The organism is Micromonospora sp. LOL_024 (genome assembly GCF_048060415.1).
Classification (GTDB): domain Bacteria; phylum Actinomycetota; class Actinomycetes; order Mycobacteriales; family Micromonosporaceae; genus Micromonospora.
Map to the genome: position 1 here is coordinate 1 of NZ_JBHMIS010000004.1, position 25,259 is coordinate 25,259.

General features: G+C 71.4%; 27 protein-coding genes, 1 tRNA gene and 1 riboswitch. Of the genes, 24 read left to right on the top strand and 4 right to left on the bottom strand.

The features are described from left to right. The first annotated feature begins 483 nt into the window (after positions 1-483). The 8 genes from fdh (at position 484) to ACFHWY_RS07105 (ending at position 9,623) form a co-directional block, all read left to right on the top strand. On the top strand, positions 484-3,786 hold the full coding sequence (fdh, locus tag ACFHWY_RS07070; protein WP_416579302.1) for a formate dehydrogenase: 3,303 nt from the start codon (positions 484-486) through the stop codon (positions 3,784-3,786). A gap of 116 nt (positions 3,787-3,902) precedes the next feature. After that, a complete protein-coding gene (locus ACFHWY_RS07075) occupies positions 3,903-4,745 on the top strand; it encodes a 4Fe-4S dicluster domain-containing protein (RefSeq protein WP_416579539.1) in 843 nt (280 codons plus the stop codon). Beyond that, entirely contained in the window at positions 4,742-5,875 is a 1,134-nt protein-coding gene (gene nrfD, locus ACFHWY_RS07080; protein ID WP_416579303.1) for an NrfD/PsrC family molybdoenzyme membrane anchor subunit, read from the top strand. The genes ACFHWY_RS07075 and nrfD overlap by 4 nt, the downstream gene beginning before the upstream one ends. Positions 5,876-5,929: 54 nt before the next feature. Beyond that, positions 5,930-6,025, top strand: a tRNA-Sec gene (locus ACFHWY_RS07085). A 20-nt stretch (positions 6,026-6,045) separates the two neighbouring features. Then, a complete protein-coding gene (selA, locus tag ACFHWY_RS07090) occupies positions 6,046-7,347 on the top strand; it encodes an L-seryl-tRNA(Sec) selenium transferase (RefSeq protein WP_416579304.1) in 1,302 nt (433 codons plus the stop codon). 2 nt (positions 7,348-7,349) lie between these two features. Further along, positions 7,350-9,107: a selenocysteine-specific translation elongation factor gene (gene selB / locus ACFHWY_RS07095; RefSeq protein WP_416579305.1), complete on the top strand. Its 1,758-nt coding sequence runs from the start codon at positions 7,350-7,352 to the stop codon at positions 9,105-9,107. 61 nt (positions 9,108-9,168) lie between these two features. Further along, the gene (locus ACFHWY_RS07100) at positions 9,169-9,366 is read left to right on the top strand and encodes a hypothetical protein (RefSeq protein WP_416579306.1); all 198 of its coding nucleotides are present in this window, start codon (positions 9,169-9,171) and stop codon (positions 9,364-9,366) included. A 71-nt stretch (positions 9,367-9,437) separates the two neighbouring features. Continuing rightward, entirely contained in the window at positions 9,438-9,623 is a 186-nt protein-coding gene (locus ACFHWY_RS07105; RefSeq protein ID WP_416579552.1) for a hypothetical protein, read from the top strand. A gap of 6 nt (positions 9,624-9,629) precedes the next feature. On the opposite strand, the gene ACFHWY_RS07110 is transcribed toward ACFHWY_RS07105, so the two are convergent. Continuing rightward, a complete protein-coding gene (locus ACFHWY_RS07110) occupies positions 9,630-10,277 on the bottom strand; it encodes a hypothetical protein (protein ID WP_416579307.1) in 648 nt (215 codons plus the stop codon). Positions 10,278-10,404: 127 nt separating this feature from the next. Here ACFHWY_RS07110 and ACFHWY_RS07115 point away from each other — a divergent pair, with 127 nt between their 5' ends. Next, a complete protein-coding gene (locus ACFHWY_RS07115; RefSeq protein WP_416579308.1) occupies positions 10,405-10,608 on the top strand; it encodes a hypothetical protein in 204 nt (67 codons plus the stop codon). Here ACFHWY_RS07115 and ACFHWY_RS07120 read toward each other — a convergent pair. From ACFHWY_RS07120 to ACFHWY_RS07130, 3 genes are read right to left on the bottom strand one after another with little or no spacing between them, the layout of a single operon-like run. Then, positions 10,605-11,090 (bottom strand): hypothetical protein, encoded by a 486-nt coding sequence (locus ACFHWY_RS07120; RefSeq protein WP_416579309.1) that lies wholly within the window; start codon positions 11,088-11,090, stop codon positions 10,605-10,607. The two genes, ACFHWY_RS07115 and ACFHWY_RS07120, sit on opposite strands and share 4 nt — an antisense overlap. Beyond that, complete coding sequence (locus ACFHWY_RS07125; protein ID WP_416579310.1) at positions 11,087-11,302, bottom strand: phosphatidylethanolamine-binding protein; 216 nt, start codon at positions 11,300-11,302, stop codon at positions 11,087-11,089. The genes ACFHWY_RS07120 and ACFHWY_RS07125 overlap by 4 nt, the downstream gene beginning before the upstream one ends. Before the next feature lie 42 nt (positions 11,303-11,344). Beyond that, complete coding sequence (locus ACFHWY_RS07130; protein WP_416579311.1) at positions 11,345-12,250, bottom strand: universal stress protein; 906 nt, start codon at positions 12,248-12,250, stop codon at positions 11,345-11,347. A 21-nt stretch (positions 12,251-12,271) separates the two neighbouring features. On the opposite strand from ACFHWY_RS07130, the gene ACFHWY_RS07135 reads away from it, so the two are divergent. The 15 genes from ACFHWY_RS07135 to gcvP all read left to right on the top strand — a co-directional run bounded on the left by ACFHWY_RS07135 (position 12,272) and on the right by gcvP (position 25,250). After that, positions 12,272-12,670: a hypothetical protein gene (locus ACFHWY_RS07135; protein ID WP_416579312.1), complete on the top strand. Its 399-nt coding sequence runs from the start codon at positions 12,272-12,274 to the stop codon at positions 12,668-12,670. Further along, a complete protein-coding gene (locus tag ACFHWY_RS07140; protein WP_416579313.1) occupies positions 12,640-13,095 on the top strand; it encodes a MarR family winged helix-turn-helix transcriptional regulator in 456 nt (151 codons plus the stop codon). The genes ACFHWY_RS07135 and ACFHWY_RS07140 overlap by 31 nt, the downstream gene beginning before the upstream one ends. A 287-nt stretch (positions 13,096-13,382) precedes the next feature. Beyond that, positions 13,383-14,018: a CDP-alcohol phosphatidyltransferase family protein gene (locus tag ACFHWY_RS07145; RefSeq protein WP_416579314.1), complete on the top strand. Its 636-nt coding sequence runs from the start codon at positions 13,383-13,385 to the stop codon at positions 14,016-14,018. Then, positions 14,011-14,928: a DUF881 domain-containing protein gene (locus ACFHWY_RS07150; protein ID WP_416579315.1), complete on the top strand. Its 918-nt coding sequence runs from the start codon at positions 14,011-14,013 to the stop codon at positions 14,926-14,928. The genes ACFHWY_RS07145 and ACFHWY_RS07150 overlap by 8 nt, the downstream gene beginning before the upstream one ends. Beyond that, positions 14,928-15,260, top strand: a complete 333-nt coding sequence (locus ACFHWY_RS07155) for a small basic family protein (RefSeq protein ID WP_416579316.1) — start codon at positions 14,928-14,930, stop codon at positions 15,258-15,260. The genes ACFHWY_RS07150 and ACFHWY_RS07155 overlap by 1 nt, the downstream gene beginning before the upstream one ends. Positions 15,261-15,269: 9 nt before the next feature. Further along, on the top strand, positions 15,270-16,214 hold the full coding sequence (locus tag ACFHWY_RS07160; RefSeq protein WP_416579317.1) for a DUF881 domain-containing protein: 945 nt from the start codon (positions 15,270-15,272) through the stop codon (positions 16,212-16,214). Positions 16,215-16,273: 59 nt separating this feature from the next. Next, the gene (gene gcvH / locus ACFHWY_RS07165) at positions 16,274-16,654 is read left to right on the top strand and encodes a glycine cleavage system protein GcvH (protein WP_416579318.1); all 381 of its coding nucleotides are present in this window, start codon (positions 16,274-16,276) and stop codon (positions 16,652-16,654) included. A 215-nt stretch (positions 16,655-16,869) separates the two neighbouring features. Then, a complete protein-coding gene (locus tag ACFHWY_RS07170) occupies positions 16,870-17,322 on the top strand; it encodes an FHA domain-containing protein (RefSeq protein ID WP_013733916.1) in 453 nt (150 codons plus the stop codon). 50 nt (positions 17,323-17,372) lie between these two features. Further along, positions 17,373-18,068 carry a MerR family transcriptional regulator gene (locus ACFHWY_RS07175; RefSeq protein ID WP_416579540.1) on the top strand — a complete coding sequence of 232 codons (696 nt, stop codon included), beginning with the start codon at positions 17,373-17,375 and terminating at the stop codon, positions 18,066-18,068. 193 nt (positions 18,069-18,261) lie between these two features. Continuing rightward, positions 18,262-18,726, top strand: a complete 465-nt coding sequence (locus ACFHWY_RS07180; protein WP_416579319.1) for a bifunctional nuclease family protein — start codon at positions 18,262-18,264, stop codon at positions 18,724-18,726. Positions 18,727-18,903: 177 nt separating this feature from the next. Next, positions 18,904-19,500 carry a MerR family transcriptional regulator gene (locus ACFHWY_RS07185; RefSeq protein WP_416579320.1) on the top strand — a complete coding sequence of 199 codons (597 nt, stop codon included), beginning with the start codon at positions 18,904-18,906 and terminating at the stop codon, positions 19,498-19,500. Between the two features lie 294 nt (positions 19,501-19,794). Then, entirely contained in the window at positions 19,795-20,292 is a 498-nt protein-coding gene (locus ACFHWY_RS07190) for a globin domain-containing protein (protein WP_416579321.1), read from the top strand. A 177-nt stretch (positions 20,293-20,469) separates the two neighbouring features. Further along, the gene (locus ACFHWY_RS07195) at positions 20,470-21,195 is read left to right on the top strand and encodes a DivIVA domain-containing protein (RefSeq protein WP_416579322.1); all 726 of its coding nucleotides are present in this window, start codon (positions 20,470-20,472) and stop codon (positions 21,193-21,195) included. A 113-nt stretch (positions 21,196-21,308) separates the two neighbouring features. Next, positions 21,309-22,196, top strand: a complete 888-nt coding sequence (locus ACFHWY_RS07200) for an NAD-dependent protein deacetylase (protein ID WP_416579323.1) — start codon at positions 21,309-21,311, stop codon at positions 22,194-22,196. A gap of 55 nt (positions 22,197-22,251) precedes the next feature. Then, positions 22,252-22,349, top strand: a riboswitch (glycine riboswitch). A gap of 78 nt (positions 22,350-22,427) precedes the next feature. Then, on the top strand, positions 22,428-25,250 hold the full coding sequence (gene gcvP, locus ACFHWY_RS07205) for an aminomethyl-transferring glycine dehydrogenase (protein WP_416579324.1): 2,823 nt from the start codon (positions 22,428-22,430) through the stop codon (positions 25,248-25,250). Positions 25,251-25,259: the final 9 nt, after the last annotated feature.

Below are 25,259 nucleotides of genomic sequence, written 5' to 3' on the forward strand. Positions count from 1 at the left end.
GGGAGCAGCAGGCCGCCGACCTCGTCGCCGAGCACTGGAACAGCTGACCCGAGCACCCCGCTGACCCAACAGACACTGCTGGCCGGCACCCACGAGTGCCGGCCAGCAGCGTGTCCCCGTACCACACCAGCTACCCGGCCGGTCGCGGCCGACATCGGCCGGGTGCATGTTGAGAAGGGGGCCCTTCCTTGCGCATGGTCGTGTGCTGGCGGTCACGGTGGGGGTAGGAATAGGCGAAGCGGGTAACCTGTTGACTCGGATGTCGGTGTGAACCAGTGTCCCCGGGCCTCACCTAAATTGCCTTCGCGGAATACCGTTCGGCTGGAGCCGCGTTGCGCCACTCGCCGAGAGGCGACCTGCACACCGACGTCCGCCGCCTCCGCGCCCGATTCGGGCGCGGAGGCGGCGTCTTGTGCGACTTGGGCCGAGGTGGGTCGCCGAGCGGGGCCGGCTGCCCTAAGGTCGAGACCGGAGGTGTCGAGCATGCGGCTGCGGGAGGTGCTGCTGGGCTGGCCGGTCTACCGGCAGCTTACCGGCGGCGATCCGTTGGGCCGGGGTGCGGCGGCGCGGTCCGCCCGGACGGCGGGGTTGACCTCGCGTACCGGGGACGCCGATCGGGTGGCCCGCTCGGTCTGCCCGTACTGTGCGGTCGGTTGCGGTCAGCGGATTTTCGTGACCGACAACCAGGTCACCCAGATCGAGGGCGACCCGGACAGTCCGATCTCCCGAGGCCGGCTCTGCCCGAAGGGGGCGGCCAGTAAGAGCCTGGTCACCAGCCCGCTGCGGCAGACCACGGTGCGCTACCGGCGGCCGTACGGGACCGAGTGGGAGGACCTCGATCTCGACACCGCGCTCGACATGATCGCCGACCGGGTGCTGGCCGCTCGGGCGCAGACCTGGGAGGACGTCGACGCGCAGGGGCGACCGCTCAACCGCACCCTGGGCATTTCGAGCCTGGGCGGGGCCACGCTGGACAACGAGGAGAACTACCTCATCAAGAAGTTGTTCACCGCGATGGGGGCGCTCCAGATCGAGAACCAGGCCCGTATTTGACACTCCGCCACCGTCCCCGGTCTGGGGGCCAGCTTCGGTCGCGGTGGCGCGACGGATTTCCAGCAGGACGTGGCGAACGCCGACGTGATCGTCATCCAGGGTTCGAACATGGCCGAGGCCCATCCGGTGGGCTTCAGCTGGGTGATGGAGGCGAAGCGGCGGGGGGCCAGGGTTTTCCACGTGGACCCGCGGTTCACCCGCACCAGCGCGGTGGCTGACGCGTACCTGCCGATTCGCGCGGGGACGGACATCGCGTTGCTCGGCGGGGTGGTGAACCACATCCTCGCCAACGAGTTGGACTTCCGGGAGTACGTGCTGGCGTACACCAACGCGGCCACGATCGTGAGCGACGACTTCGTCGACGCCGAGGACGCCGATGGCCTGTTCTCCGGGTTCGATGCGGCGACCGGCAGCTACGTGCAGGACAGCTGGCAGTACGCCGGCCACGAGCGGGACTCCGGCAGCGGTCACACGGCCGACGAGCGCGACACCGCCGCCGGTCTGCGTCACGAGTCGCACGGTGCGCCGGTGGCCGGCCAGGCGGACCGGGACGAGACTCTGCGGCATCCGCGCTGCGTCTACCAGATCCTGAAGCGGCACTTCGCCCGCTACACGCCGGAGATGGTGGAGCGGGTCTGTGGTGTGCCTCGGGAGAGGTTTCTGGAGTTGGCGCGGGCGTGGACGGAGAATTCCGGTCGGGAGCGCACCGGCTGCCTGATCTATTCGGTGGGCTGGACGCAGCACACGGTCGGGGTGCAGTACATCCGCACCGGGGCGATCATCCAGCTGTTGTTGGGCAACGTGGGTCGGCCGGGTGGCGGGGTGCTGGCGTTGCGCGGGCACGCCAGCATCCAGGGGTCGACGGACATCCCGACGCTGTTCAACCTGCTGCCCGGCTACCTGCCGATGCCGCATCACGCCCAGCATCCCGACTTCGACGCCTGGGTGGACAGCATTCGGCATCCGGGCCAGAAGGGCTTCTGGGGCAATGCCCGCGCCTACGCCGCCAGCCTGTTGAAGGCGTACTGGGGGGACGCGGCCACGCCGGACAACGACTTCTGCTACGGCTACCTGCCCCGGCTGACCGGCGATCACGGCACCTACCAGCAGGTTCTCGACATGATCGACGGCAGGATCAAGGGCTACTTCCTGCTCGGCCAGAATCCGGCGGTCGGTTCGGCTCACGGCCGCGCGCAACGGTTGGGTATGGCCAACGTGGACTGGTTGGTGGTCCGCGACCTATTCATGATCGAAAGCGCGACGTTCTGGCAGCGCGGCCCCGAGGTGGCCACGGGTGAGATCGTCCCCGAGCAGTGCCGTACCGAGGTGTTCTTCCTACCGGCCGCCTCCCACGTGGAGAAGGAGGGCACCTTCACCCAGACCCAGCGGTTGTTGCAGTGGCGGGAGAAGGCGGTCGACCCGCCCGGTGACGCCCGCTCCGAGCTGTGGTTCTTCTACCACCTTGGGCGGAGGCTGCGGGAGCGGCTGGCCGGCTCGGCGTTGCGCCGCGATCGGGCGCTGCTGGATTTGGTCTGGGAATATCCCACACACGGTCCGTACGCCGAGCCCGACGCCGAGGCGGTGCTGCGTGAGATCAACGGGTACGACACGAGCACCGGCCGCCCGCTGTCCGCGTTCACCCAGGCGCGTGACGACGGTACGACCGCCGTCGGCTGCTGGATCTACACCGGCGTGTACGCGGACGGGGTCAACCAGGCGGCCCGGCGTCGACCCGGGCAGGAGCAGGACTGGGTGGCCGCCGAGTGGGGCTGGGCGTGGCCGGCGAACCGCCGCATGCTCTACAACCGCGCCTCCGCCGACCCGCAGGGCCGGCCGTGGAGTGAGCGCAAGCGTTACGTGTGGTGGGACGAGCGGGCCGGGCGGTGGACCGGTCGCGACGTGCCGGACTTCGAGGTGACGAAACCGCCGTCGTACCGGCCTGCGGAGGGTGCGACGGGCCCGGCCGCGTTGGCCGGTGACGACCCGTTCGTCATGCAGTCCGACGGTAAGGGCTGGCTGTTCGCGCCGAGCGGTGTGCTGGACGGGCCGCTGCCCACCCACTACGAGCCGGCCGAGTCACCGGTACGCAATCCGCTCTACGCCCAGCAGGCCAACCCGACCCGCAAGATGTACGCGCATCCGGTCAACTCGACAAACCCGAGTCCGCCGCAGGAGCACAGTCAGGTCTTCCCGTACGTGTTCACGGTCAGCCGGCTCACCGAGCACCACACCGCCGGCGGGATGAGCCGTACGGTGGCGCCGTTGGCGGAGCTGCAGCCGGAGATGTTCGTCGAGGTGTCGCCGGAGTTGGCCGGGTTGGCCGGGTTGACCCGGCTGGGCTGGGCGCATCTGGTCAGTGCCCGGGCGGTAGTCGAGGCGAGGGTGCTGGTCACCGACCGGCTCAGGCCGCTGAGGGTGGACGGGCGGGTGATCCACCAGTTGTGGCTGCCGTACCACTTCGGGTTCGAGGGGCTGGTCACCGGTGATTCTGCCAACGATTTGTTCGGCATCACCCTCGATCCGAACGTGTTGATCCAGGAAAGCAAGATCGGCACCTGTGACGTCCGGCCGGGTCGCCGGCCCACCGGTGGTGCCCTGCGCGTGCTGGTGGAGGATTACCGCACCCGGGCCGGCATTGTGCCGGGTACCACGCCGCCGGCGCTCACCTGCGGCGTGCCGCAGGCTCCGGCCGATGCCGATGCCGATGCCGGCGATGGGAAGGGGGACCGGTGACGGTCGATCCGCAGGACCGGGTGACGTTGGTGTCCACCGACCCGAGCGGCGTCGGTGATCCGGCGTCTGGTGGTGATCCGGTGTCGGCCGCCGGCTGGGTCGACGCGCCACCGAGGATGGGTTTCTTCACCGACACCAGCGTCTGTATCGGCTGCAAGGCGTGCGAGGTGGCCTGCAAGGAGTGGAACGGGGTGCCCACCTCCGGCTTGGACCTGCTCGGCATGTCGTACGACAACACCGGCGCGCTCACCGCGAACTCCTGGCGGCACGTCGCGTTCGTCGAGCAGCCGGGCCCGGCTGCTCAGCATCCCGCCACCCCGGGCTCGGCGGAGTTCCTCGGCATGCCGGCCGCGGGACCGCCCGGGCGTACCGGCAGCGCGCAGGGACGCGGCGACTTCCGCTGGCTGATGATGTCCGATGTGTGCAAGCACTGCACCCGGGCCGGCTGCCTGGACGTCTGTCCGACGGGTGCGTTGTTCCGCACCGAGTTCGGCACCGTCGTGGTGCAGGAGGATATCTGCAATGGCTGCGGCTACTGCGTGTCGGCCTGCCCGTACGGTGTGATCGACCGGCGGGCCGGTGACGGGCGGGTGTGGAAGTGCACGCTCTGCTACGACCGCATCGGCGCCGGGCTCACCCCGGCGTGCGCGCAGGCCTGCCCGACCGAGTCCATTCAGTATGGTCTGCTGGACGAGCTGCGGGAACGGGCTGCCAGCCGGGTCGCCGTCCTGCACGAGCGGGGGGAGTCACAGGCGCGGCTCTACGGCCACGACGCGGATGACGGTGTTGGCGGCGACGGCGCGTTCTTCCTGCTGCTCGACGAGCCCGAGGTGTACGGCCTGCCGCCCGATCCGCAGGTCCCCACCCATGATCTGCCGAGGATGTGGCGACGTGCGGGGCTGGCGGCCCTGGCCATGACGGCCGCGGCCGTCGGCGCGTTCCTCGGTGGCCGGCGGTGAATCCGGACCGGCCGGCCGCGGGCGAGCGGTTCCGCCGCTTCCGTGACCGCCTGCGGGCGGGCACCGGCGGAGGAGATGTTCTCTTTCAGCGGGCCGGGCCGGGCGCTGCGCCTGCCGCACCGGTCGGGGCGAGGACGCCCACGGCCCGGGGTGGGCGGCGTGGGCGCGGTGGTGAGGAACTGGCCGTGCCTCGGGCGGAGTTCTCCTCCTACCACGGGCGGCCGATCCTCAAGCCACCGGTGTGGACCTGGGAGATCGCCGGCTACCTGTTCACCGGTGGACTCGCGGCTGGCTCGTCGCTGCTCGCGGCGGGTGGGCAGCTCACCGGTCGGGCCGCGGTGCGCCGCACCGGTCGGGTGGCCGCGCTGGCCGCCGTCGGCGCCAGCGCCGTCCTGCTGGTGAAGGACCTGGGCCGGCCGGAGCGGTTCCACCACATGCTGCGGGTGGCGAAGCCGACCTCGCCGATGTCGGTGGGTACCTGGATTCTCGGTGCCTACGGCCCGGCCGCCGGGTTCGCGGCCGTCGCCGAGGTGGCGCCGCTGCTGCCCGAGTGGGGTCCGCTCGGGCTGGCTCGCCGGGTGTTGCCACCGGTGGGGCGCTTCGCCGGGCTGGCGGCCGCGGCGGGCGCGCCGGCGCTGGGCACGTACACGGCGGTGTTGCTGGCGGACACGGCCGTCCCGTCGTGGCACGAGGCGTACCCCCATCTGCCGTTCGTCTTCGCGGGCAGTGCCCTGGCCAGCGGCGCGGGCGTGGGGCTGCTGGCCGTGCCGCCGGCCGAGGCCGGGCCGGCCCGCCGGTTGGCGGTCCTCGGCGCCGGCCTGGAACTGTTCGGCGCGCATCGGGTGGAGACGCGTCTGGGTCTGCTCGGCGAGCCGTACCGCACCGGTCGGCCCGGCCGCCTGTTGCGGGCCGGCCGGGCCCTGACCGTCGTGGGGGTGGCCGGCGCGGTGCTGGGCCGGCGTAGCCGGGTCGCCTCGGCGCTGTCCGGTGTGGCGTTGCTGGCCGCGTCGGTGGCCACCCGGTTCGGTGTCTTCCAGGCCGGCGTCGCCTCGACACGGGACCCGAAGTACACCGTGTTGCCGCAGCGGGAACGTCTCGACCGGCGGCGGTCGGCCGGAGCCGACGGGTAGGCGCGGTCCGGCTCGGCCGCACGGCCGGCGCCGAGCTGTGATCCAATGCTCGGTGGAGGCGTTCAGGCGGCTGGTGCCCCTCCCGGTCTTCAACACCGGTGTGGTCCGGGACCCGGGCCAGGCGGGTTCGATTCCCGTCCGTCTCCGCCAGGCTGCGAGAAGAGGACGCGATGGGTGATGGCGGCGACCCGCGGCGTCGGGTTCCGCGTACCGACGCGCTGTTGGCGCGGCCGCGGCTGGTGGCGGCCGCTGTCCACCTGGGTCGCGACCGGGTCAAGGCCGTTGTTCGGCAGGCCCAGGACCGGGCCCGCCGCGGTGAGATCACTCCCGACGAGGTACCCGAGGTGGCGTTGGCCGCCCTGCCGTCGGCCGGGCCGCGGGCGGTGCTCAACGCCACCGGCGTGGTGCTGCACACGAACCTCGGCCGGGCCGTGCTCTCCGACGCGGCGATAGCGGCGGTCACCACCGCCGCCGGGCACACCGACGTAGAGCTGGACCTGAGCACCGGGCGGCGGGCCCGTCGAGGCCGGGACACGATGGCCGCCCTCGCCGCCGCCGTACCGGCGGCCGAGGCGGTGCACGTGGTCAACAACGGTGCCGCCGCCCTGGTGCTCGCGGCCACCGCGCTCGCCGCCGACGCGGAGATCGTGGTCAGCCGGGGCGAGTTGGTGGAGATCGGTGACGGTTTCCGTCTGCCTGATCTGCTGATCAGCACCGGTGCGCGGCTGCGGGAGGTCGGCACCACCAATCGGACGAGCGTGTCCGACTACGCCGCCGCTGTCGGTCCCCGCACCGGTTTCGTCCTCAAGGTGCACCCGTCGAACTTCCGGGTCACCGGGTTCACCTCCGCGGTGCCGGTGCGGCGGCTCGCCGCGCTCGGTGCGCCGGTGGTCGCCGACATCGGTTCCGGGCTGCTCGTCCCCGACCCGCTGCTGCCCGACGAGCCGGACGCGGCGAGCACCCTGCGCGACGGTGCAGCCCTGGTCACCGCCAGCGGCGACAAGCTGCTCGGCGGTCCGCAGGCCGGGTTGTTGCTGGGCGCCGCCGAGTTGGTCGATCGGCTGCGCCGGCATCCACTGGCCCGGGCGTTGCGGGTGGACAAGTTGACCCTGGCCGCCCTGGCCGGCACCCTCGGTGATCGGGCCACCCCGACCCGGTGGGCCCTGCACGTCGACGCGGCGGCGCTGCGTGAGCGCACCGAACGGCTGCGCGACGCGCTTGTCGCCGACGGTCGAAAGGTTGAGGTGGTGCCGTCTGTGGCGGTGGTCGGCGGTGGCGGTGCCCCCGGCGTCGAACTGGACTCGTGGGCGCTGAGCCTGCCCGAGCGGTACGCCGTGCCGCTGCGCACCGGTGAGCCTCCGGTGCTGGGCAGGGTGGTTCGCGGCCGGCTGCTGCTGGACCTGCGCTGTGTGCCGGAGCGCGCCGACGAGGGTGTGCGCGCCGCGGTGCTGGCTGTGCCGGGAGACGACTGACGATGCTGGTGGTGGCGACCGCCGGACACGTCGACCACGGCAAGTCCACGCTGGTGCGGGCGCTGACCGGGATGGAACCGGACCGGTGGGCGGAGGAACGGATCCGGGGCATGACCATCGATCTGGGATTCGCCTGGACGGCGCTGCCCTCGGGCGGCACCGTCGCGTTCGTCGATGTGCCGGGGCACCAGCGGTTCGTGCCGAACATGCTCGCCGGCGTGGGGCCGGTGCCCGCCGCCATGGTGGTGGTGGCGGCCGACGAGGGCTGGATGCCGCAGTCCGCCGAGCACGTGGCGGCGTTGGACGCGCTTGGCGTCGGGTACGGCCTGCTGGTGGTGACCCGCGCGGACCTGGCCGATCCGGGGCCGGCGCTGGCCGGTGCCCGGGCGCGGCTCGCGACGACCTCGCTGGGCGCGGCGGAGGCAGTCGCGGTCAGCGCGGTCACTGGCGTGGGTCTGCCCGAGCTCCGTGGCGCTCTCGACCGGCTGGCCGCCCGGCTGCCGGCCCCGGCGGTCGACGGGCCGGTCCGGCTCTGGGTCGATCGCAGCTTCACGGTTCGTGGCAGCGGCACGGTGGTCACCGGCACCCTTGGTGCCGGCCGGCTGCGGGTCGGCGACGAACTGGAGGTGGCCGGCGCAGGTGAACCGGTCCGGGTGCGGGGCCTGCATCGGCTGGGCGCGCCCTGCGGCGAAGCCGGGTCGGTCGCCCGGGTGGCGGTCAACCTGCGTGGCGTGCCCCGGGATCGGGTCCGCCGCGGTGACGCGCTGCTGAGCCCGGGCCGGTTCCGGGCGACGGACCTGGTCGACGTGCGGCTGGCCGGCGATCCGGTGGCCGACCTGCCGGCGACACTGACCCTGCACGTGGGTTCCGCCGCCGTGTCGGCACGGGTGCGTCCGCTGGGCGTGGACACCGCCCGGCTGCGGCTCGGTCGGCCGCTGCCGCTGCTGGTGGGGGACCGGGCGTTGCTGCGTGACCCGGGCAGCCGTCGGCTGGTCGGCGGGGTCACGATGCTGGACGTGTTGCCGCCGCCGCTGGGTCGCCGGGGCGCGGCGGCGGCCCGGGCGGATGTGCTGGCCGGCTTGGACGGCCGCCCCGACCTGACCGGCGAGTTGCGCCGCCGGGGTCTGGTGCGGGCCGGGGACCTGGTTCGGGCGGGCGTGCCGGTGACTCTCGCCCCGGTGGTGGGGGACTGGCTGGCAGATCCGGAGCACTGGCGGCGGCTGGCCGAGCGGCTCTCCGTCGCCGTCGCCGATCACGCCCGCCGGCATCCGCTGGAGCCGGGCATCCCAGTCGAGGTGTTACGTCAGCATCTGGGCCTGCCGGTGCGGGCGCTGGTGGAGGCGCTGGTACGGCCGCCGTTGTCGCTGTCCGTCGGTCGGGTGGTGGCCGCCGGGGCCGATCCGTTGCCCGAGCCGGTGGCCCGCGCGCTCGCCCTGGTCGGTGACGACTTCGCGGCACATCCGTTCCGTGCCCCGGACGTCGACCGGCTCGCCGCCGTCGGGCTGGGTACCCGGGAGATCGGTGCGGCGGTCCGCGCCGGTGTGCTGCTGCGGCTGACCGGCAACGTGTTGTTGCTGCCCGGTGCGCCGCGGCAGGCGGCGCGGGTGCTGGCCGGCCTGCCGCAACCGTTCACGCTCAGCGCCGCGCGGCAGGCCCTGGACACCACTCGCCGGGTGGCGGTGCCGCTGCTGGAGCTGCTGGACCGCCGCGGGTTGACCCGCCGGCTGCCCGACGACGCCCGGACGGTGGTCACGGACTGAACCCGGCACGGATCGGGCGCATCGCGGGTGCGGGGCGGTGGTGGACGCCTACCGTGACCTCATGGACCCTTCCGCCATCTGGCGGGACAAGCAGCACCGGTGGCGGATCGAGGCGTACCGGGCACCGGATCTCCGGTTCGCCGTCTTCGCCACCAACGGCACCACCGAGTCGGCGCCGCTGTGGCTGTTCGGCATGTCGGCGTTGGCCCGCTGGCTGATGAGCCACAAGATTTCGCTGGACGATTTGGAGGTCGACTGAGGTGTCGCCCGGACGGGGGACATTGTGGTGGTCGGCCGAGATGGCCGCGCGGGCGCCCTACGGTACGAGCTGTGAAGGACCAAGGCATCCGGAAGGTCGTCGCGGTGCTGGCCGGCCTTGCCGTGATCTATTTCGGGACCACCGGTCGTTCGTCGGAGGAGGGCAGCGGAATCTCCGGCGGGCTGGTGGTCTTGGCGCTGCTCGCCGCCCTGCTGGTCTGGCACCTGACCAGGCCCGGTGGTAACGCGGCGAAGTGACGACGTTCAGCGGGCCGACCCGGCACGGCTGTTCTGCCCCGCCGGCTCCTCGCCGAGCGCCACCCGGACCAGCGCCGTGGCGAGCCGCCCGAAGTCGGCCTCGTCGACCAGCCCGGCCAACCGGTCGGTGGCGGTGTTCAGGCCCAGCCGCTTCGCGCCGGCGACGGCCCGACGGTCGACGTACGGGCGCAGGTCCGGCCAGACCGCCTGTACCTCGCGCAGGAAGATGTCGGCGCCGGTGGGACCGATGCCGGGGAACTCCGTCAGCAGGCGACGCAGCGCCGGCTGCTGCCCGCCCGCTTCCCGGTGCAGCCGTCGCAGGTCGCCGCGCCAGCGCTCCAGGCAAATCCGGGCACCGGTGCCGAGCATTGTCGCGGTCCGCTCGTCGTAGCGTCGGTAGTGTGCGCGTCCCAGCGCGTCGACCCGCTGCTGCCAGCTCGCCGCCTCCATCGCCTGCGGGGTGCCGTAGCCGGTTGCGAAGAGTTCCCGTGCCGCCGTCACTCCCAGCTGTGCCCGGATCCGGGTGCTGAGCAGGGTGACGAGGACCAGCAGCTGGTACAGCGGCGCGGGCCGGTCGGCGAGCGTGATGCCAGCCTCCTCGGCGTACGTGCGGCGGGTCAGCAGATTTCGTACCACCGTCTGTTGGTCGCCCATCGGGTGGGTGTACCCGCACCGGGACCAGCTATGACCGCCGCACCGGAATGGGGCCCTCGGCGGTGGGTAAGCAGCCGGTGGACGCGGCGGCTGCCGCGTTGGCCGTAACCGGCGATGGGAGACGACCGTGACGAACCCGCAGCAGCAGGAGCTTCGGCGTAACGCGCAGGGTGCCACGAGCCAGGACAGCAAGGGTCCCGGACCCACGGGCCATCCCCGCAACCGCGGCACCTCGTCCGGAGACTCCGGCCGCCCGGTTCCCCGCGGGCAGGTGTCGCCGTTCGGCCCGGCCGCCCCGCCGGTGGCCGAGGACGACAGCGAGCGCCGCTAGTCCCTGGTGGTGTCTGGTCGCCCTGACGGTCGCAGCCGGTTCCAGGTGGTTGCGGCCGCCAGGCCGTACACGATGTGTGGGACCAGGTCGGCGACCCAGTCGGTCCGCCGCCAGGTCCGCGGGTCGGTGACGCCGAGCAGCGTCAGCGAGCCGTCGGTCAGGGTCATCACGCCGCCGCCGAGCAGCGCGGCGGCCCGCAGCAGCGGCTGCCGTCGACCGCGGGTCAGCATCGCGAAGCCGACCGTCGCGGCCATGCCGAGCCCGTAGCCCATCAATGCGCCGAGGCCGGAGCGACGACTTGCCGCCTGTTCGCTCGACCCCAGGTTGACATGGGCGGCACTGGCCAGCTTGTCGGCAATCTCGTCCGGTGTCTGGCTGGCCGGGCGAGCCCGGGCGGTGATGTCCAGGTAGGTCACGATGTTGAGGGCCGTGGTGCCGACCGCCCCGGCGATGAGGCCGTCGGTCAGGTCGGCGGCTTTCACTTCTTCGGGTCTCCCGGTTCACGGTTGCCCTTGGGGCCGTAGGTGCGTTCGCCCCGCACGATGCCGCGCTGGCCCCGATCGCCCTGCAGGATCCGGTTGGCGGCCTCGTCGGCCTTCTGGTCCGGCACCCGCCGGCCGGAGCCGTCGATCGCGTTGCGGAGTCGGGCGCGCTGCTTGTCGTAGGCGTTGCTGCCCGGTCGAGGTCCTGACATCACTGTCTCCCCTGGTCGTCGCCGGTGTCGTCCGCGGCCCGTCTACCCGCCTGGGCCGTCGCCAACCCCGCCGTCAGCGCCGCGAGGTGGGCGCACCACCGCGACCGGACAGTGGCTGTGGTGCAGCAGCGACTGGCTCACCGACCCCAGCAGCAGCCCGGTCAGTTCGCCGCGCCCCTGACCCCCCAGTACCAGCAGCTGCGCCTGCGCGGAGGCGTCGGTGAGCACCTTCGCGGCCCGGCCGCGCACGGAGCGCCGGGTGATCGGCGTCTGCGGGTACCGCTCGGTCAACCCGGCGATGGACTCGGCGACCGTCCGGTCCTCCTCGGCCCGCAGCTGCGACTCGTCGTACACCAGCGGCTGCATGTCGCCCGGTCCGGTGGAGACCGGATGCCGGTAGGCGTGCAGCGCGATCACCTCGGCGCCGCGGTGCGCCGCGGTCCGTACGGCGAAGTCGACGGCGTGTCGGGACAGCTCGGAGCCGTCCACACCGACCACGACCGGGCCGTCGGGCTGCTGCGCGCCGCGAGCGACCAGCACCGGGCAGTCGGCGTACGCGGCCAGTTTCACCGCGACCGAGCCGACCACCAGCGCGGTGAATCCGCCCAGACCTCGGTCACCGATCACGATGAGTTCCGCGCCGGGCGCCTGGTCGAGCAGCAGCGCTGCGGGTTCGCCGTCGATGATTTCGCCGGTGACCCGCAGCCCGGGTGCGATCGTCTCCGCCTCGTCCACCGCGTCGGCGACCAGTTGTTCGGCCTGCCCGCGCAGCCCGCCGTCGGTGGCCGGCCGGATCGGGGAGTGCAGCAGGGGCCAGATGAACGCGTGGATCACCCGCAGCGGCCGGTGTCGCCGGGCCGCTTCCGCTGCGGCGAGCCGGACGGCGGCGAGCGCCGGCCCGGAGCCGTCCACACCGACAACCACCGCCGCGCCGCTGGCCGAGTTCACCGCCACCTCCGCTGTGGGCCGATGTCGAGACCGGTTTGGGTCAGTATCGCCGCCGGTGGTGGTCAGCGGGGCGATACCGGCGAGCGGGGCGATGTCGGTTCGTTGGCGGCGGCCGCGTTCGCCGGGTTGCTCGGCCGTTGGGAGCCCACGGCGGAAGGGCGTCGCACCAACGTGGCGACCCTGCTGCTCGAACTGGAGGGCGTGACCGGCCGGCGGACCGACGGGGAGCGGGCGATGGTCCGGTCGATGCGGGCCACGCGGTTGCGGTCGCCGACCGACGCGGTTGGTACGGTGGTGCGCGAGTTGCAGGCCTTCCACGCCGACGCCGATCTGCGTGACGACGCGGTCGTGGTCTGTCTGGACTGGCGGGGTCTCGCCCGGACAGTCCGATGGGTGACGAGCGGCGGAGCGCTCGGGTAGAGATCAGCGGGACGAGCGCAGGGGATGTCGAGCACACCGCTGTCTCCCGGCACCGGCTCTCGGTCTCGCCGACGCAGCTCCGGGTCCTGTCGCTGCTCAAGGACCGCCCCGAGATCAACGTCAATGGACTGGCGGAGCTGTTGGACGTGGTGCCCTCCTCGGCCAGCCGGCTCTGTGACCGGTTGGAGGCGATCGGTCTGGTGCGCCGGATGGCTGAGCCCAGCGATCGGCGCGAGGTGCGCCTGACGCCGACCGCCGCGGCGGAGTCGCTGCTGGGGGAGGTGCGGTCGCGGCGGCACGAGGCGGTGCAGGCCGTGCTTGACCGGATGCCCGCACGAGTGCAGCAGGACCTGTTACGGGCGTTGCAGGCGTTCGCGCAGGCGTCGGCGAGCGCTGGAACGGACGCCTCGGCGCGCAGCGCCTGAGCCCTCCTGCCCCAGTCATCCTAGGACGGGCTACGAGTCGTAAGGCCCGTCACGTCCGTCGACCTCGACACTTTGGCACACCCATCGCCGGACACCGCAGGTACGCAGTCGGCCCGTATAGTGGCAGCGCATCCGGCGGCCCTCGTGATCATCGACGGTGGACGACGGGCCGGGGAGGTCCCAGATCGGGATCCGGGGGTTGCCGGCGTCAGCCGGCTGGACAGCGCGCACGACGCTGCTTGGCGGACCAGGGCCGCGGTGGCCGAGCGTGTCGCGGAGGAGGTTCGGTGTCGCGTCGGGCGGAGCAACCGCAGGCCCGTGACGGCATTGCTCAGCAGCCCGCCGACCGGGTGCTCACCTGGCCCAACCTGATCAGCTTCTTCCGCCTGCTGGGCGTCCCGGTCTTCCTCTACCTGTTCCTGGTGGCACGCGCCGACGTGGCCGCTGTCGTGGTCCTGGCCGTCGGTGGCACCAGCGACTGGATTGACGGCTGGATCGCCCGACGGATGCGACAGGTCAGCCGCCTCGGCGAGCTGCTCGACCCGCTCGCCGACCGGCTCTACATCCTGGCCACCCTGGTCGCGTTCACCGCCCGCGACGTGGTGCCCTGGCAGTTCACCGTCGCGCTACTGGCGCGGGAGCTGCTGCTGCTTGGCTCACTCGCCGTGCTGCGCCGGCACGGCTACGGGCCGCCGCCGGTGCACTACGTTGGCAAAACCGCCACGTTCCTGCTACTGGCCGCGTTTCCGATCCTGCTGCTCGCCGCTGCCGTACCCACCGTCTCGGCTGGCGCCGAGGCCGTGGGTTGGGCGCTGGCGTGGTGGGGTCTGGTGCTCTACTGGGCCGCCGGGGCGCTCTACGTGATCCAGGCACGTCGGCTGGTGCGGGCGGTACGCGGTCGCGAAGGAGGCCGGCATGAGTAGCGAGTCGGGCGAGGGCCGGCGCAGCGCACGGGCGTTCACCCCCGATTTCCTCACCGAGTTGTTCCATAACCCGTTGGATCCGGGTTATGCCGACGCCGCAGCCCACCGGGCGAAGACGGGGCGTCCGGCGCGGCCGGGCTGGTCGGTCGGTCCGATCGGCGTCGCCGTGATCGTGTTGCTCGGCTTCCTGTGCGCGGTGGCGTACCGGCAGACCATGGCCGAGGAACCGGGGCGCGCGCAGGCGCGTTCCGGCCTGGTGGCCCAGATCAAGCAGCGGCAGGACGAGACGGACGCGTTGTCGGCGCGGGCTGACGAGCTGCGGGCGGAGGTCAGCCGGCAGCGGGAGGCGGCGCTGGGTGGTTCCCAGGCCGCGCGGCTGCGGGACCTGGAGGCGAGCACTGGTCTGGGACGGGTCCGGGGAGACGGCGTGGTGGTTCGCCTGGCGGACGCCCCGAAGGGCCACGATGTCGTTGTCGGTGCCAACGTCGGTCCGCCGCAGGTCCTCTACAACGATCTGCAGGCGGTGGCCAACGACCTGTGGGGTGTTGGAGCGGAGGCGATCGCGATCAACGGGCAGCGGCTGACGGCGACCTCGACGATCCGCAACGCCGGCGAGGCGATCCTGGTGGACTTCCGGCCGGTGACCGGGCCGTATGAGGTGTCGGCGATCGGTCCGGGCTCGATGCGCAAGCTGTTCGAGTCCAGCAGCAGTGCGTTGACGTTGCGCAAGGTGGCTCAGGTGGCCGGGCTGTCGTTCGCTGTGCGGGACGCCGACGACCTCACTTTGCCGGCGGCTCCGGAGTCGCGGCTACGCTACGCGGAGCCTGCGGCGAGTCCGAGTGTGTCGTCGTCGGGTGGTGACGGGCCGTTCGGTCCGGGTACGTCTTCCAGCCCCTCCGGAGGTGGTTGATGATCGCGGTGCTGGCTCTGCTGGTTGGTGTGGCGCTCGGGCTGTGGCTCGACCCGACGGTGCCGGCGGCCTTGCAGCCGTACCTGCCGATCGCGGTGGTGGCCGCGTTGGACGCGGTCTTCGGTGGGGTTCGGGCGAAGCTGGACCGGATCTTCGACGACAAGCAGTTCGTGGTGTCGTTCATCTCGAACGTGCTGGTCGCGGCGCTGATCGTGTACCTGGGTGACCAGTTGGGGGTGGGCGGGCAGTTGTCCACTGGTGTGGTGGTCGTGCTGGGAGTTCGTATCTTCGGCAACGTGGCGGCGATCCGCCGGCACCTGTTCCGGGCGTAGGTTTGTGGCGTGAGTGACGAGCACACGGAGACGGGCACAGGGTGGCCGCAGCCGGCGGGGCCGGCCCGCCCGGAGGGCCCCGCGGGGGAGCCGGATCCGCGTCCGGATGCGCCGGATCCGGATGAGTTGGGTCCGTTGTCGCCCCGGGAGCGGCCGGTTGACGATGACAGCGACCCGCCGTTGACGGATCGTGACGATGCGGTGCCGCCGGCGGGTGGTGTGGCGGCGGGGCTCGGTGCGGCGGGGGCGTTGTTGCGGCGGTTCAGTTCGGCGGCGGTGATGATCGCGGTGTTGCTGGTTCTGTTGGGTTTCACCCTGGCGGTGCAGTTGAAGACGACGTCGACGGATTCGTCGTTGGCGGCGGCGCGGCAGGAGGATCTGGTGCGGATCCTGTACGACCTGGAGGCGCGGGAGTTCCGGCTGCGGCAGGACATCGCGGCGTTGGAGGAGAGCCAGCGGCAGTTGCGCTCGGGTGAGCAGGGTCGGCAGGCGGCGTTGGAGGAGGCGACCCGGCGGGCGGACGAGTTGGGGATCCTGGCGGGTTCGTTGCCGGCGCGGGGGCCGGGTCTGGCGGTGCGCTTCCAGGCGGGTGCGGCCAAGCCGACCTCGGCGGTACGGGTGCTCGACGCGGTGCAGGAGTTGCGGGGTGCTGGCGCGGAGGCGATGCAGATTTCCGGTGGTGATCGTGCGACGGTGCGGATCGTGGCGTCGACGTATTTCCTCAACGGGGAGAACGGGTCGTTGATCGTGGACGGGCGGCGGCTGACGGGGCCGTTCGTGATCACGGTGATCGGGGATGCGTCGACGATGCGTACGGCGCTCAACATTCCTGGTGGGGTGGTCGCGCAGGTGGCGGGCGACGGCGGTAACGTGATCGTTGAGGACCGTGAGGTTGCTGAGGTTTCGGCGCTGCACGTGCCCCGCCCGCTGGAACACGCCCGTCCGGTTGCTTGAGAGGCCGGCCGGGGCCGGCACCGGTCGGTCCGGTGTCGCGATGGATGAGGACGCTGCTGGTGATTCCTGAGGATCTGCGTTACACCGCCGAGCACGAGTGGGTGGCTTCCGCTGGTGGCGGGGCCGTTCGGGTCGGCATCACCCATTTCGCGCAGGACGCTCTTGGCGACATCGTGTTTGTGCAGTTGCCGGAGGCCGGTGTGGTGGTGGCGGCCGGTGAGTCGTTGGGTGAGATCGAGTCGACCAAGAGTGTGTCGGAGATCTACGCTCCGCTGGCCGGTACGGTGTCGACGCGCAACGAGGCGCTGGTCGACACGCCGGAATTGATCAACTCGGATCCGTACCGTGGGGGTTGGTTGGTGGAGATCACCGTGGCGGACCCGGCGGTGGTGGACGGGCTGTTGAGCGCGGACGCGTATCGCGAGTTGACCGAGAGCTGAGCGTTTCCTCTACCGGCGGGTCGGTTTCTGTGCCGCGCGTCCGGTTGCCCTGATTTTCGGCGCTGGCTAGGCTCGCCCAGTCGACCGAGAAACCATTAGTTGAGCGTCGCGGACAGCCTTTCGGGGCGTGGAGAGCCAGCCGCCGGGTGGATAGCAGCCCGGCGGCCAGATCCGCCGTTCCGACGCCGACCGAAACAGATCCGTGAGGTGGTCCCATGACTCGCCCAGGCGACGAGTTCCCCCCGCTCGACGTCACGTCGACGCTCAATCTCGGTTCGCTCGAGGAAGCGTTGGAGGGGCCGGACACCGATGTGGTGCCGAGCCGGATGTCTGGTTCGCTGCCGCCGGGGATGGCGCTGCTGGTGGTCCGGCGTGGTCCGAACGCGGGCGCACGGTTCCTGTTGGACCATGATGTGACGACCAGCGGGCGGCATCCGGACAGTGACATTTTCCTCGATGATGTGACGGTGTCGCGTCGGCATGCGGAGTTCCATCGTGACGGTGGGACGTTCACGGTGCGGGACGTGGGCAGCTTGAACGGCACGTATGTGAACCGGGAGCGGGTCGAGGCGGCGACCTTGACCAACGGTGACGAGGTGCAGATCGGCAAGTTCCGGGTGGTGTTCATCGCCGGTCCGCGCCCGGAGGGGGAGGCCGGCCGGGGGTGAACGAGCCTGCGGCCTCCAGGTCGTCCGGGGCGGGGCGCGCCGAGCCGTTGATGAGCATCGGCGAGGTGTTGGCCCAGTTGCGGGCGGATTTTCCGGACGTGACGATTTCGAAGCTGCGGTTTCTTGAGGCTGAGGGCTTGGTGGAGCCGCAGCGGACGGCGGCGGGTTACCGGAAGTACGGCTGGGATGATGTGGCGCGGCTGCGGTTCGTGTTGACCGCGCAGCGGGATCAGTATCTGCCGTTGCGGGTGATCCGGGAGCAGTTGGCGCAGTGGGATGCCGATGGTGCGGCGGAGCGGTCGCGCCCGTCGCTGGTCGCGGTGGGTGCCGATGGTGAGGTGCCTTGTCGTGCGGTCGCGCCGGTGGAGTCGGCGCCGGTGCGGCTGGACCGGACGGAGTTGGTGGCGCGCAGTGGGCTCGACGAGTCGGTGTTGGGCGAGTTGGAGCGGCTTGGGCTGGTGGTGTCGGATCCGCCGGGTTGGTACGACGCCGACGCGTTGATCATTGCGGAGGCGGTGGCGGGTCTGGCGGCGTATGGGATTCAGCCTCGGCATCTGCGTGGTTACCGGACGTCGGCTGATCGGGAGGTCGGCTTGTTCGCGCAGTTGGTGGCGCCGTTGGCCCGGCAGAGTGATCCGGCGGCGCGGGCGCGGGCGGCGGAGACGGCACGGGAGTTGGTGGCCCTGTCGCAGCAGCTGCATGCGGCGCTGGTGCGGGTGGGGTTGCGGTCGACGTTGGGTCGTTGAGGTCGACGTTGGGTCGTTGGTCGGCGTGTGCGGTACCGGTGGCGGTGTCGGGGCGTGGCGTAGGCTTGCGGGGGTACCCCACTTCTGGCATGGACGTGGTGCGGGCAACGCGTGGGATCGCCTTCTCGCGGTCCGTGTACGGTGCAGGGAAGGGCGCGGTGCGGGCGTAGGTGACAACGACACGGAGGCGGCGGTGCGCGAGCTGAGCGTGGTCGGGGTTCGGGTGGAGTTGCCCAGTAACCAGCCGATCGTCCTGCTCAGGGAGGTCGAGGGGGACCGCTATCTGCCGATCTGGATCGGCGCGGTCGAGGCGACGGCGATCGCTTACGAGCAGCAGGGTGTCAAGCCGGCGCGTCCGTTGACCCATGATCTTCTGCGGGATGTGTTGGCGGCGTTAAAGGCGCCGTTGCAGGCGGTGGAGATCACCGAGTTGAAGGAGAACGTGTTCTTCGCTGATCTGTTGATTGGTGACGGGGTGCGGGTGTCGGCTCGGCCGAGTGATTCGATCGCTCTGGCGTTGCGGGTCGGTGCGCCGATTCGTTGTGCGGAGGAGGTCCTCAGTGAGGCGGGGATCGTGATTCCCGACGAGCAGGAGGACGAGGTGGAGAAGTTCCGGGAGTTCCTGGAGCAGGTGCGTCCGGAGGACTTCGCGGGCTGAGTCTGGTCCCCGGCCGGCGGCGTGACCGTCGGTGATGATGGTGGTCATCGTTGTCGATGCGCGGCGTGTCGCGTCGGTTCTCCGTGGTAACCCCTGGCGGTCGCTATAGGGTTGCTGTGTCGAGGGGTGCGCGTCCCGGAAACGACGTCGTACCGCACTGACGGGGAGGTTGTCCGGATGCACGAGCCGCGAGATTCCGATCCGGGAACGGGACTGGACGAGCTGGGTGGGACGCCTGGTTCGGCAACTGACGGTGACGGTGCGGTGGGGTACCGGGGTGTGACGGCGTGCCAGGCGGTGGGGATCAGCTATCGCCAGTTGGATTACTGGGCGCGTACGACGTTGGTGGTGCCGAGTGTGCGGGACGCGTCGGGTTCGGGTACGCAGCGGTTGTACTCGTTCCGCGACCTGGTGGTGTTGAAGGTCGTGAAGCGGCTGTTGGACGCCGGGGTGTCGTTGCAGAACATTCGTAAGGCGATCGATGCGTTGCGGTCGCGTGGGGTGGAGGATCTGGCGGGCATCACGTTGATCTCTGATGGGACGACGGTGTACGAGTGTCGTTCTCCGGAGGAGGTGGTCGACCTGTTGCAGGGCGGCCAGGGGGTGTTCGGCATCGCGATCGGTGGTGCCTTCAAGGAGATTCAGGGTTCGTTGTCGCATCTTCCGGCGGAGCCCGCGGCGGTGGCCGTGGCGCAGGAGCCGGAGGCGGCGCCCGTAGGGGGCCAGGTGGGCGACGAGTTGGCGGCGCGGCGGGCGCGGCGTAGGGCCGGCTGAGGGTTTTCGGTTCGCGGTGTCGTCGGGCGGACGGATCGACCGTGACGGTTACCGACGAGACCGCCCCTGCCTCGCATTACGAGCGTATTGGTGGCGCCAGTTCGGTCAAGGCGGCTGTGGAACTGTTCTACGAGCGGGTGCTCGCCGACCCGGAGGTGGCCGGCTACTTCGCCGATGTGGACATGGCGGGTCAGCGTCGGCACCTGGCGCTCATATCGTCACCGACGTGCAGGCGGTGCTGGCGCAGGTGCAGGACCAGGTGGTGGCGTCCGGGGACCCGGCGGGCGCCTGAGCGTGGACGTCTCTCGTCTCAAGCAGAGTTGGTCCCTGGTGGTCGCGAACGGCGACCAGGTGCCGCTCTACTTCTACTCGACGCTGTTTCTGGCGTATCCCGAGACCCGGCCGATGTTCCCGACCAACATGGCGGGACAGCGGGATCGGCTGGTCAACGCGCTCGGTCACATCGTGTCGCAGGTGGACCAGGTGGATCGGCTGGTCGGGTTTCTGCAGGATCTCGGCGCCGACCACCGCAGGTTCGCGGTGCGGGTGGAGCACTACCCGGCGGTGGGGGAGGCGTTGCTGGCGACGGTGCGGCATTTCCTCGAGGCTCCGTGGTGGGTGGCGGAGATCGTCGGGCATGAGCGGCGGGCGTTCGACGTGGCGGTGTTGACGCTGCGCCCGCAGTACCTGTTGCCGTTCCACCCGGGTCAGTCGGTCGGTGTGTCTCATCCGGCGGTGCGGTCGTGTACGGGTTGCGCCGTTGAAGGCGCTGGTGGAGCAGGTGGCCGCTGAGGGGTCGCGGCGTCGGGTCGATGTGTATGTGGGTGCCCGCTCGCGCAGCGAGTTCTACGACGTCGACGCCCTCGACAAGAGGGTCGCGTCGTGTCCCTGGTTGACGGTGACGCAGGTGGTGGGGTTGGACCTGAACCGGCCGGGGGAGTGCGGGCCTGACGATTCTGGAGGTGCCCGGTGAGTGAGCCCCGCAGCCGTGAGTGGCAGGCCGGTACGGTGAGCGCGCCTGCGGTCGGCAGGTACGACGGTGTGCAGGTCGCTGGCGGCGGGCAGGTGCGGATGACCGCTGACCGGGTGCGACGGTGGGAGTTCGGGTCGTCGTCGTTGGGTCGGCGTGGCTTCGACCACGCCGACGTGGACCGGTTCCGGATGCAGGTGGCCGACGAGTTGGATCTGCTCTCGACGCAGGTGGCGAATCTGCGGGCGGAGAACGAGCGGCTCAACGATCACGTGGAGTTGCATCGGCACGGGGTGATCCCGAGTTCCGGTCCGGCGCCGAAGGCACCGGCCGCCAAGGAGGTGAATCTGCTCTCGGCGGCGCAGCGGGAAGCCGAGCAGATCATCGCGCAGGCGCACGACTACGCCCGGCGGGTCGCCGAGTACGCCCGCACCCAGTACGAGAGTTACGTGCGGGCGGCGGTGGAGCAGGCCCGGCAGGAGGCGGAGCGGGCGGTGCAGGACTACCACGTGGCGGCCGGGCCGACGTTCGACGACGGGGTTGCCGCGCGGGAGGCACTGCGGATCTACGGCGAGATGATGGTGTCGCACATGCAGGCGGCGGCGCGACACCTCGACGATGGTAGCGAGCAGTTGGCCCGCACGATGGAGCGCATCGGGCAGCCGCAGTCACCGGCGGTCGGCGCCGGGCCGGCGCGGTCGTTGCCGCGTCATCAGCAGCGTTGATGTGGGCGCTGCCGGTGTGTGCGGCAGCGTTGACCTGGTCGGTGTGACCGGTGGTGTCGGGCCGGCGCTCGGCGGGTTCGTCGGCGGTGCCCTGGCTGGGGCACCATGGTCGGGTGGACGAGGTGATCGAGCCGGTGGCGGGCCTGGTGGCCGGTGGTGGCGTGGTGGTGCTCAGCGGGGCCGGACTGTCCACCGATTCGGGCATTCCCGACTATCGGGGTCCGAGTGGTGTTGCCCGCCGGCACACTCCGATGACGTATCAGACGTTCGTCGGCGACGCGGCGGCGCGCCGCCGGTACTGGGCCCGTAGTCATCTGGGGTGGCAGCTGATCGCGGGGGCGGCACCGAACGACGGGCACCGGGCGGTGGCCCGGCTGCAGCTCGGCGGGCTGGTCAGCGGGGTCATCACGCAGAACGTCGACGGCCTGCACACGGCTGCCGGCAGCCGTGACGTGCTGGAGCTACACGGCCGGCTGGATCAGGTGGTCTGTCTGGGTTGCGGGCAGGGCACGGCGCGGCTGGACCTGGATCGGCGGTTGCGGCGGGTCAACCCGCAGTTCGTGGCGGCGGCCGGCGCGACCAACCCCGATGGTGACGTGGATCTCGACGACGTCCAGGTGGCGGGGTTCCGTACCGTCGACTGCCTGGGTTGTGGTGGTGTCCTCAAGCCTGACGTGGTGTTCTTCGGTGAGACGGTGCCCGCCGTCCGGGTGCAGCGGTGTTTCGCGATGGTGGAGCAGGCTCGGCTGCTGTTGGTGCTGGGTTCGTCACTGACGGTGATGTCGGGGCGTCGGTTCGTGGTGCGGGCGGTGCGGCACGGGGTGCCGGTGGTGATCGTCAACCAGGGTCCGACCCGTGGTGACGTGCACGCCGCGCTGCGGGTGGACGCCCCGTTGGGTCGGCTGCTGCCGGTGCTGGCCGGTCGGCTGCTCGGCGACGGGTCGCCGGCCGGCGCGGCCGCCACCACCGGGCCGGTGGCGTCGGCCGCTGTCGGGCGGTAGGGCGGGGGGTTGGCTGCGGGCCGCCGGGCCCGCTGGTAGCGTTGATCTCGCCGGTAGCACCGACGCGGGAGAGACCGCCTGGCGGCAGCCGGGCGGCGCCGAAGGGGCAAATCCTCCCCGGAACCTCTCAGGCAGAAGGACCGCGTCGGTCAGGCACTGTGGAGCGCCCGTGGGTGTGACAGAGGGGGAGGGCCGACCCGTCGACCCCCGCCCCCCGCAGGAGCGCCGCCCATGACCGCAGAGAAGTTCGCCGACCGTCACATCGGTCCGGGTCCCGACGACGAGAGCCGGATGCTCGACGCCGTCGGGTACGCCTTGATCGACGAGCTGATGGACGCGGCGATCCCCGAGGTGATCCGCTGGCACGGCCGGCTGGATCTGCCGGAGCCGGCCAGCGAGCGTGAGGCCCTGGCCGAGTTGCGGGAGATGGCCGGCCGCAACACCGTCGCCGTGTCAATGATCGGGTTGGGTTATCACGGGACCCACACGCCGGCGGTGATCCGCCGCAACGTGCTGGAGAACCCGGCCTGGTACACGGCGTACACGCCGTATCAGCCGGAGATCAGCCAGGGTCGGCTGGAGGCGCTGCTGAACTTCCAGACGATGGTGTCCGACCTGACCGGGTTGGCGACGGCGAACGCGTCGATGCTCGACGAGGGTACGGCGGCGGCGGAGGCGATGACGCTGGCGCGGCGGGCGTCGAAGAGCAAGAGCCCGGTGTACGTGGTCGACGCGGACACCCTGCCGCAGACCATCGCGGTGATCGTCGGGCGGGCCGAGCCACTCGGAATCGACGTGCGGGTGCTCGACCTGGACGTCGAGGCGTTGCCGGCGGACTTCTTCGGCGTGCACCTGCAGTTCCCGGGCGCGTCCGGGGCGGTGCGTGACCATGCGCCGCTGGTGGAGGCCGCGCACGCGGCCGGTGCGTTGGTGACGGTGGCGGCGGACCTGCTGGCGTTGACGCTGCTGCGCGCGCCGGGGGAGATCGGGGCCGACATCGCGGCCGGCACCACCCAGCGTTTCGGGGTGCCGATGGGCTTCGGTGGGCCGCACGCCGGATACCTGGCGGTGCGTGCCGGGTTGGAGCGGATGTTGCCGGGGCGGCTGGTCGGGGTGTCTCGTGACGGTGCCGGAGATCCGGCGTACCGGCTGGCGTTGCAGACACGTGAGCAGCACATCCGTCGGGAGAAGGCGACCAGCAACATCTGTACCGCGCAGGTGCTGCTGGCCGTGATGGCCGGCATGTACGCGGTATACCACGGCCCGGACGGCCTGCGGGCCATCGCGGCGGGTACCGGCGAGATGGCGGCCCGGCTGGCGGCCGGGCTGCGCGCCGGCGGGGTGGACGTGGCCGACGTGCCGTTCTTCGACACGGTGACGGCGACCGTGCCGGGCCGGGCCGCCGAGGTGGTCGACGCAGCCGCACGGGGTGGGGTGAACCTGCGGCTGGTCGACGCCGACCGGGTCGGGATCTCCTGCGACGAGACCACCACCGCCGGTCACCTGGCGGCGGTGTGGGCGGCGTTCGGCGTCGCGCCGGTCACCGGCGAGGTGGGCACCGGGCTGCCGGTGGGACTGGCCCGGACCAGTGACTTCCTCACCCACCCGGTGTTCCGGTCACACCGCTCGGAGACGGCGATGTTGCGGTACCTGCGCCGGCTGGCCGATTTCGACTACGCGCTGGACCGGGGCATGATTCCGCTCGGTTCGTGCACGATGAAACTCAACGCGACCACCGAGATGGAACCGGTGAGCTGGGCCGAGTTCGCCCACCTGCACCCGTTCGCCCCGGCCGAGCAGACCGCCGGCTACCGGCAGCTGATCGGCCAGTTGGAGCGGTGGCTGGCGGAGCTGACCGGCTACGACGCGGTCAGCGTGCAGCCCAACGCCGGTTCGCAGGGAGAGTTGGCCGGGCTGCTGGCGATCCGCGCGTACCACCGTGACCGTGGGGAGCAGCACCGCACCGTGTGTCTGATCCCGTCGTCGGCGCACGGCACGAACGCCGCGAGTGCGGTGATGGCCGGGATGCGGGTGGTGGTGGTCGGCTGCGACGACGACGGCAACGTCGACATGGTCGACCTCGACGCGAAGATCGCCGCCAACCGGGACGACCTGGCAGCGATCATGGTGACGTACCCGTCGACGCACGGGGTGTACGAGACGGGCATCGCGTCACTGTGCGCGAAGGTCCACGACGCCGGCGGGCAGGTGTACGTGGACGGGGCGAACCTGAACGCGTTGGTCGGGTTCGCCAAGCCGGGACGGTTCGGCGCGGACGTGTCGCACCTGAACCTGCACAAGACGTTCTGCATCCCGCACGGTGGTGGTGGGCCGGGTGTGGGTCCGGTGGCGGTGCGGGCGCACCTGGCGCCGTTCCTGCCGGGGGACCCGGCCGGTGCGCCGGTGGCGGGTCGGCCGGCGATCGCGGCGGCCCGGTACGGGTCGGCGGGGATCCTGCCGATTCCGTGGGCGTACCTGCGGATGATGGGCGCCGACGGGCTGGCCCGTGCGACGGGGGTGGCGGTGCTGGCGGCCAACTATGTGGCGGTGCGGCTGCGGGGGCACTTCCCGGTGCTGTACGCGGGCAACAAGGGCCTGGTGGCCCACGAGTGCATCCTGGATCTGCGGCCGTTGACGAAGGCGACCGGGGTGAGCGTCGACGATGTGGCGAAGCGGCTGATCGACTACGGGTTCCACGCACCGACGATGTCGTTCCCGGTGGCGGGGACGCTGATGGTGGAACCCACCGAGAGCGAGGACCTGACCGAACTGGACCGGTTCTGTGACGCGATGATCGCGATCCGGGCGGAGATCGACAAGGTTGGTTCGGGTGGGTGGCCGGCGGGTGACAATCCGCTCGTCAACGCGCCACACACGGCGACGATGCTCGCCGGGGACGAGTGGCCGCACCCGTACCCACGGTCGGTGGGTGGCTGGCCCTCCGGGGTGGATCGGGTGGCGAAGTACTGGCCGCCGGTGCGCCGGGTCGACGGTGGGTACGGTGACCGGAATCTGGTCTGCTCGTGTCCGTCACCGCAGGCGTACGAGGAATGACCGGGCGCC

Excerpts from the sequence above, each read along its gene's own strand:
- ACFHWY_RS07075 (WP_416579539.1), top strand. The coding sequence starts at position 3,903 with ATGGGTTTCTTCACCGACACCAGCGTCTGTATCGGCTGCAAGGCGTGC.
- selA (WP_416579304.1), top strand. The coding sequence starts at position 6,046 with ATGGGTGATGGCGGCGACCCGCGGCGTCGGGTTCCGCGTACCGACGCG.
- selB (WP_416579305.1), top strand. The coding sequence starts at position 7,350 with ATGCTGGTGGTGGCGACCGCCGGACACGTCGACCACGGCAAGTCCACG.
- ACFHWY_RS07100 (WP_416579306.1), top strand. The coding sequence starts at position 9,169 with ATGGACCCTTCCGCCATCTGGCGGGACAAGCAGCACCGGTGGCGGATC.
- ACFHWY_RS07110 (WP_416579307.1), bottom strand. The coding sequence starts at position 10,277 with ATGGGCGACCAACAGACGGTGGTACGAAATCTGCTGACCCGCCGCACG.
- ACFHWY_RS07125 (WP_416579310.1), bottom strand. The coding sequence starts at position 11,302 with ATGTCAGGACCTCGACCGGGCAGCAACGCCTACGACAAGCAGCGCGCC.
- ACFHWY_RS07135 (WP_416579312.1), top strand. The coding sequence starts at position 12,272 with ATGTCGAGACCGGTTTGGGTCAGTATCGCCGCCGGTGGTGGTCAGCGG.
- ACFHWY_RS07140 (WP_416579313.1), top strand. The coding sequence starts at position 12,640 with ATGGGTGACGAGCGGCGGAGCGCTCGGGTAGAGATCAGCGGGACGAGC.
- ACFHWY_RS07150 (WP_416579315.1), top strand. The coding sequence starts at position 14,011 with ATGAGTAGCGAGTCGGGCGAGGGCCGGCGCAGCGCACGGGCGTTCACC.
- ACFHWY_RS07155 (WP_416579316.1), top strand. The coding sequence starts at position 14,928 with ATGATCGCGGTGCTGGCTCTGCTGGTTGGTGTGGCGCTCGGGCTGTGG.
- ACFHWY_RS07170 (WP_013733916.1), top strand. The coding sequence starts at position 16,870 with ATGACTCGCCCAGGCGACGAGTTCCCCCCGCTCGACGTCACGTCGACG.
- ACFHWY_RS07175 (WP_416579540.1), top strand. The coding sequence starts at position 17,373 with ATGAGCATCGGCGAGGTGTTGGCCCAGTTGCGGGCGGATTTTCCGGAC.
- ACFHWY_RS07185 (WP_416579320.1), top strand. The coding sequence starts at position 18,904 with ATGCACGAGCCGCGAGATTCCGATCCGGGAACGGGACTGGACGAGCTG.
- gcvP (WP_416579324.1), top strand. The coding sequence starts at position 22,428 with ATGACCGCAGAGAAGTTCGCCGACCGTCACATCGGTCCGGGTCCCGAC.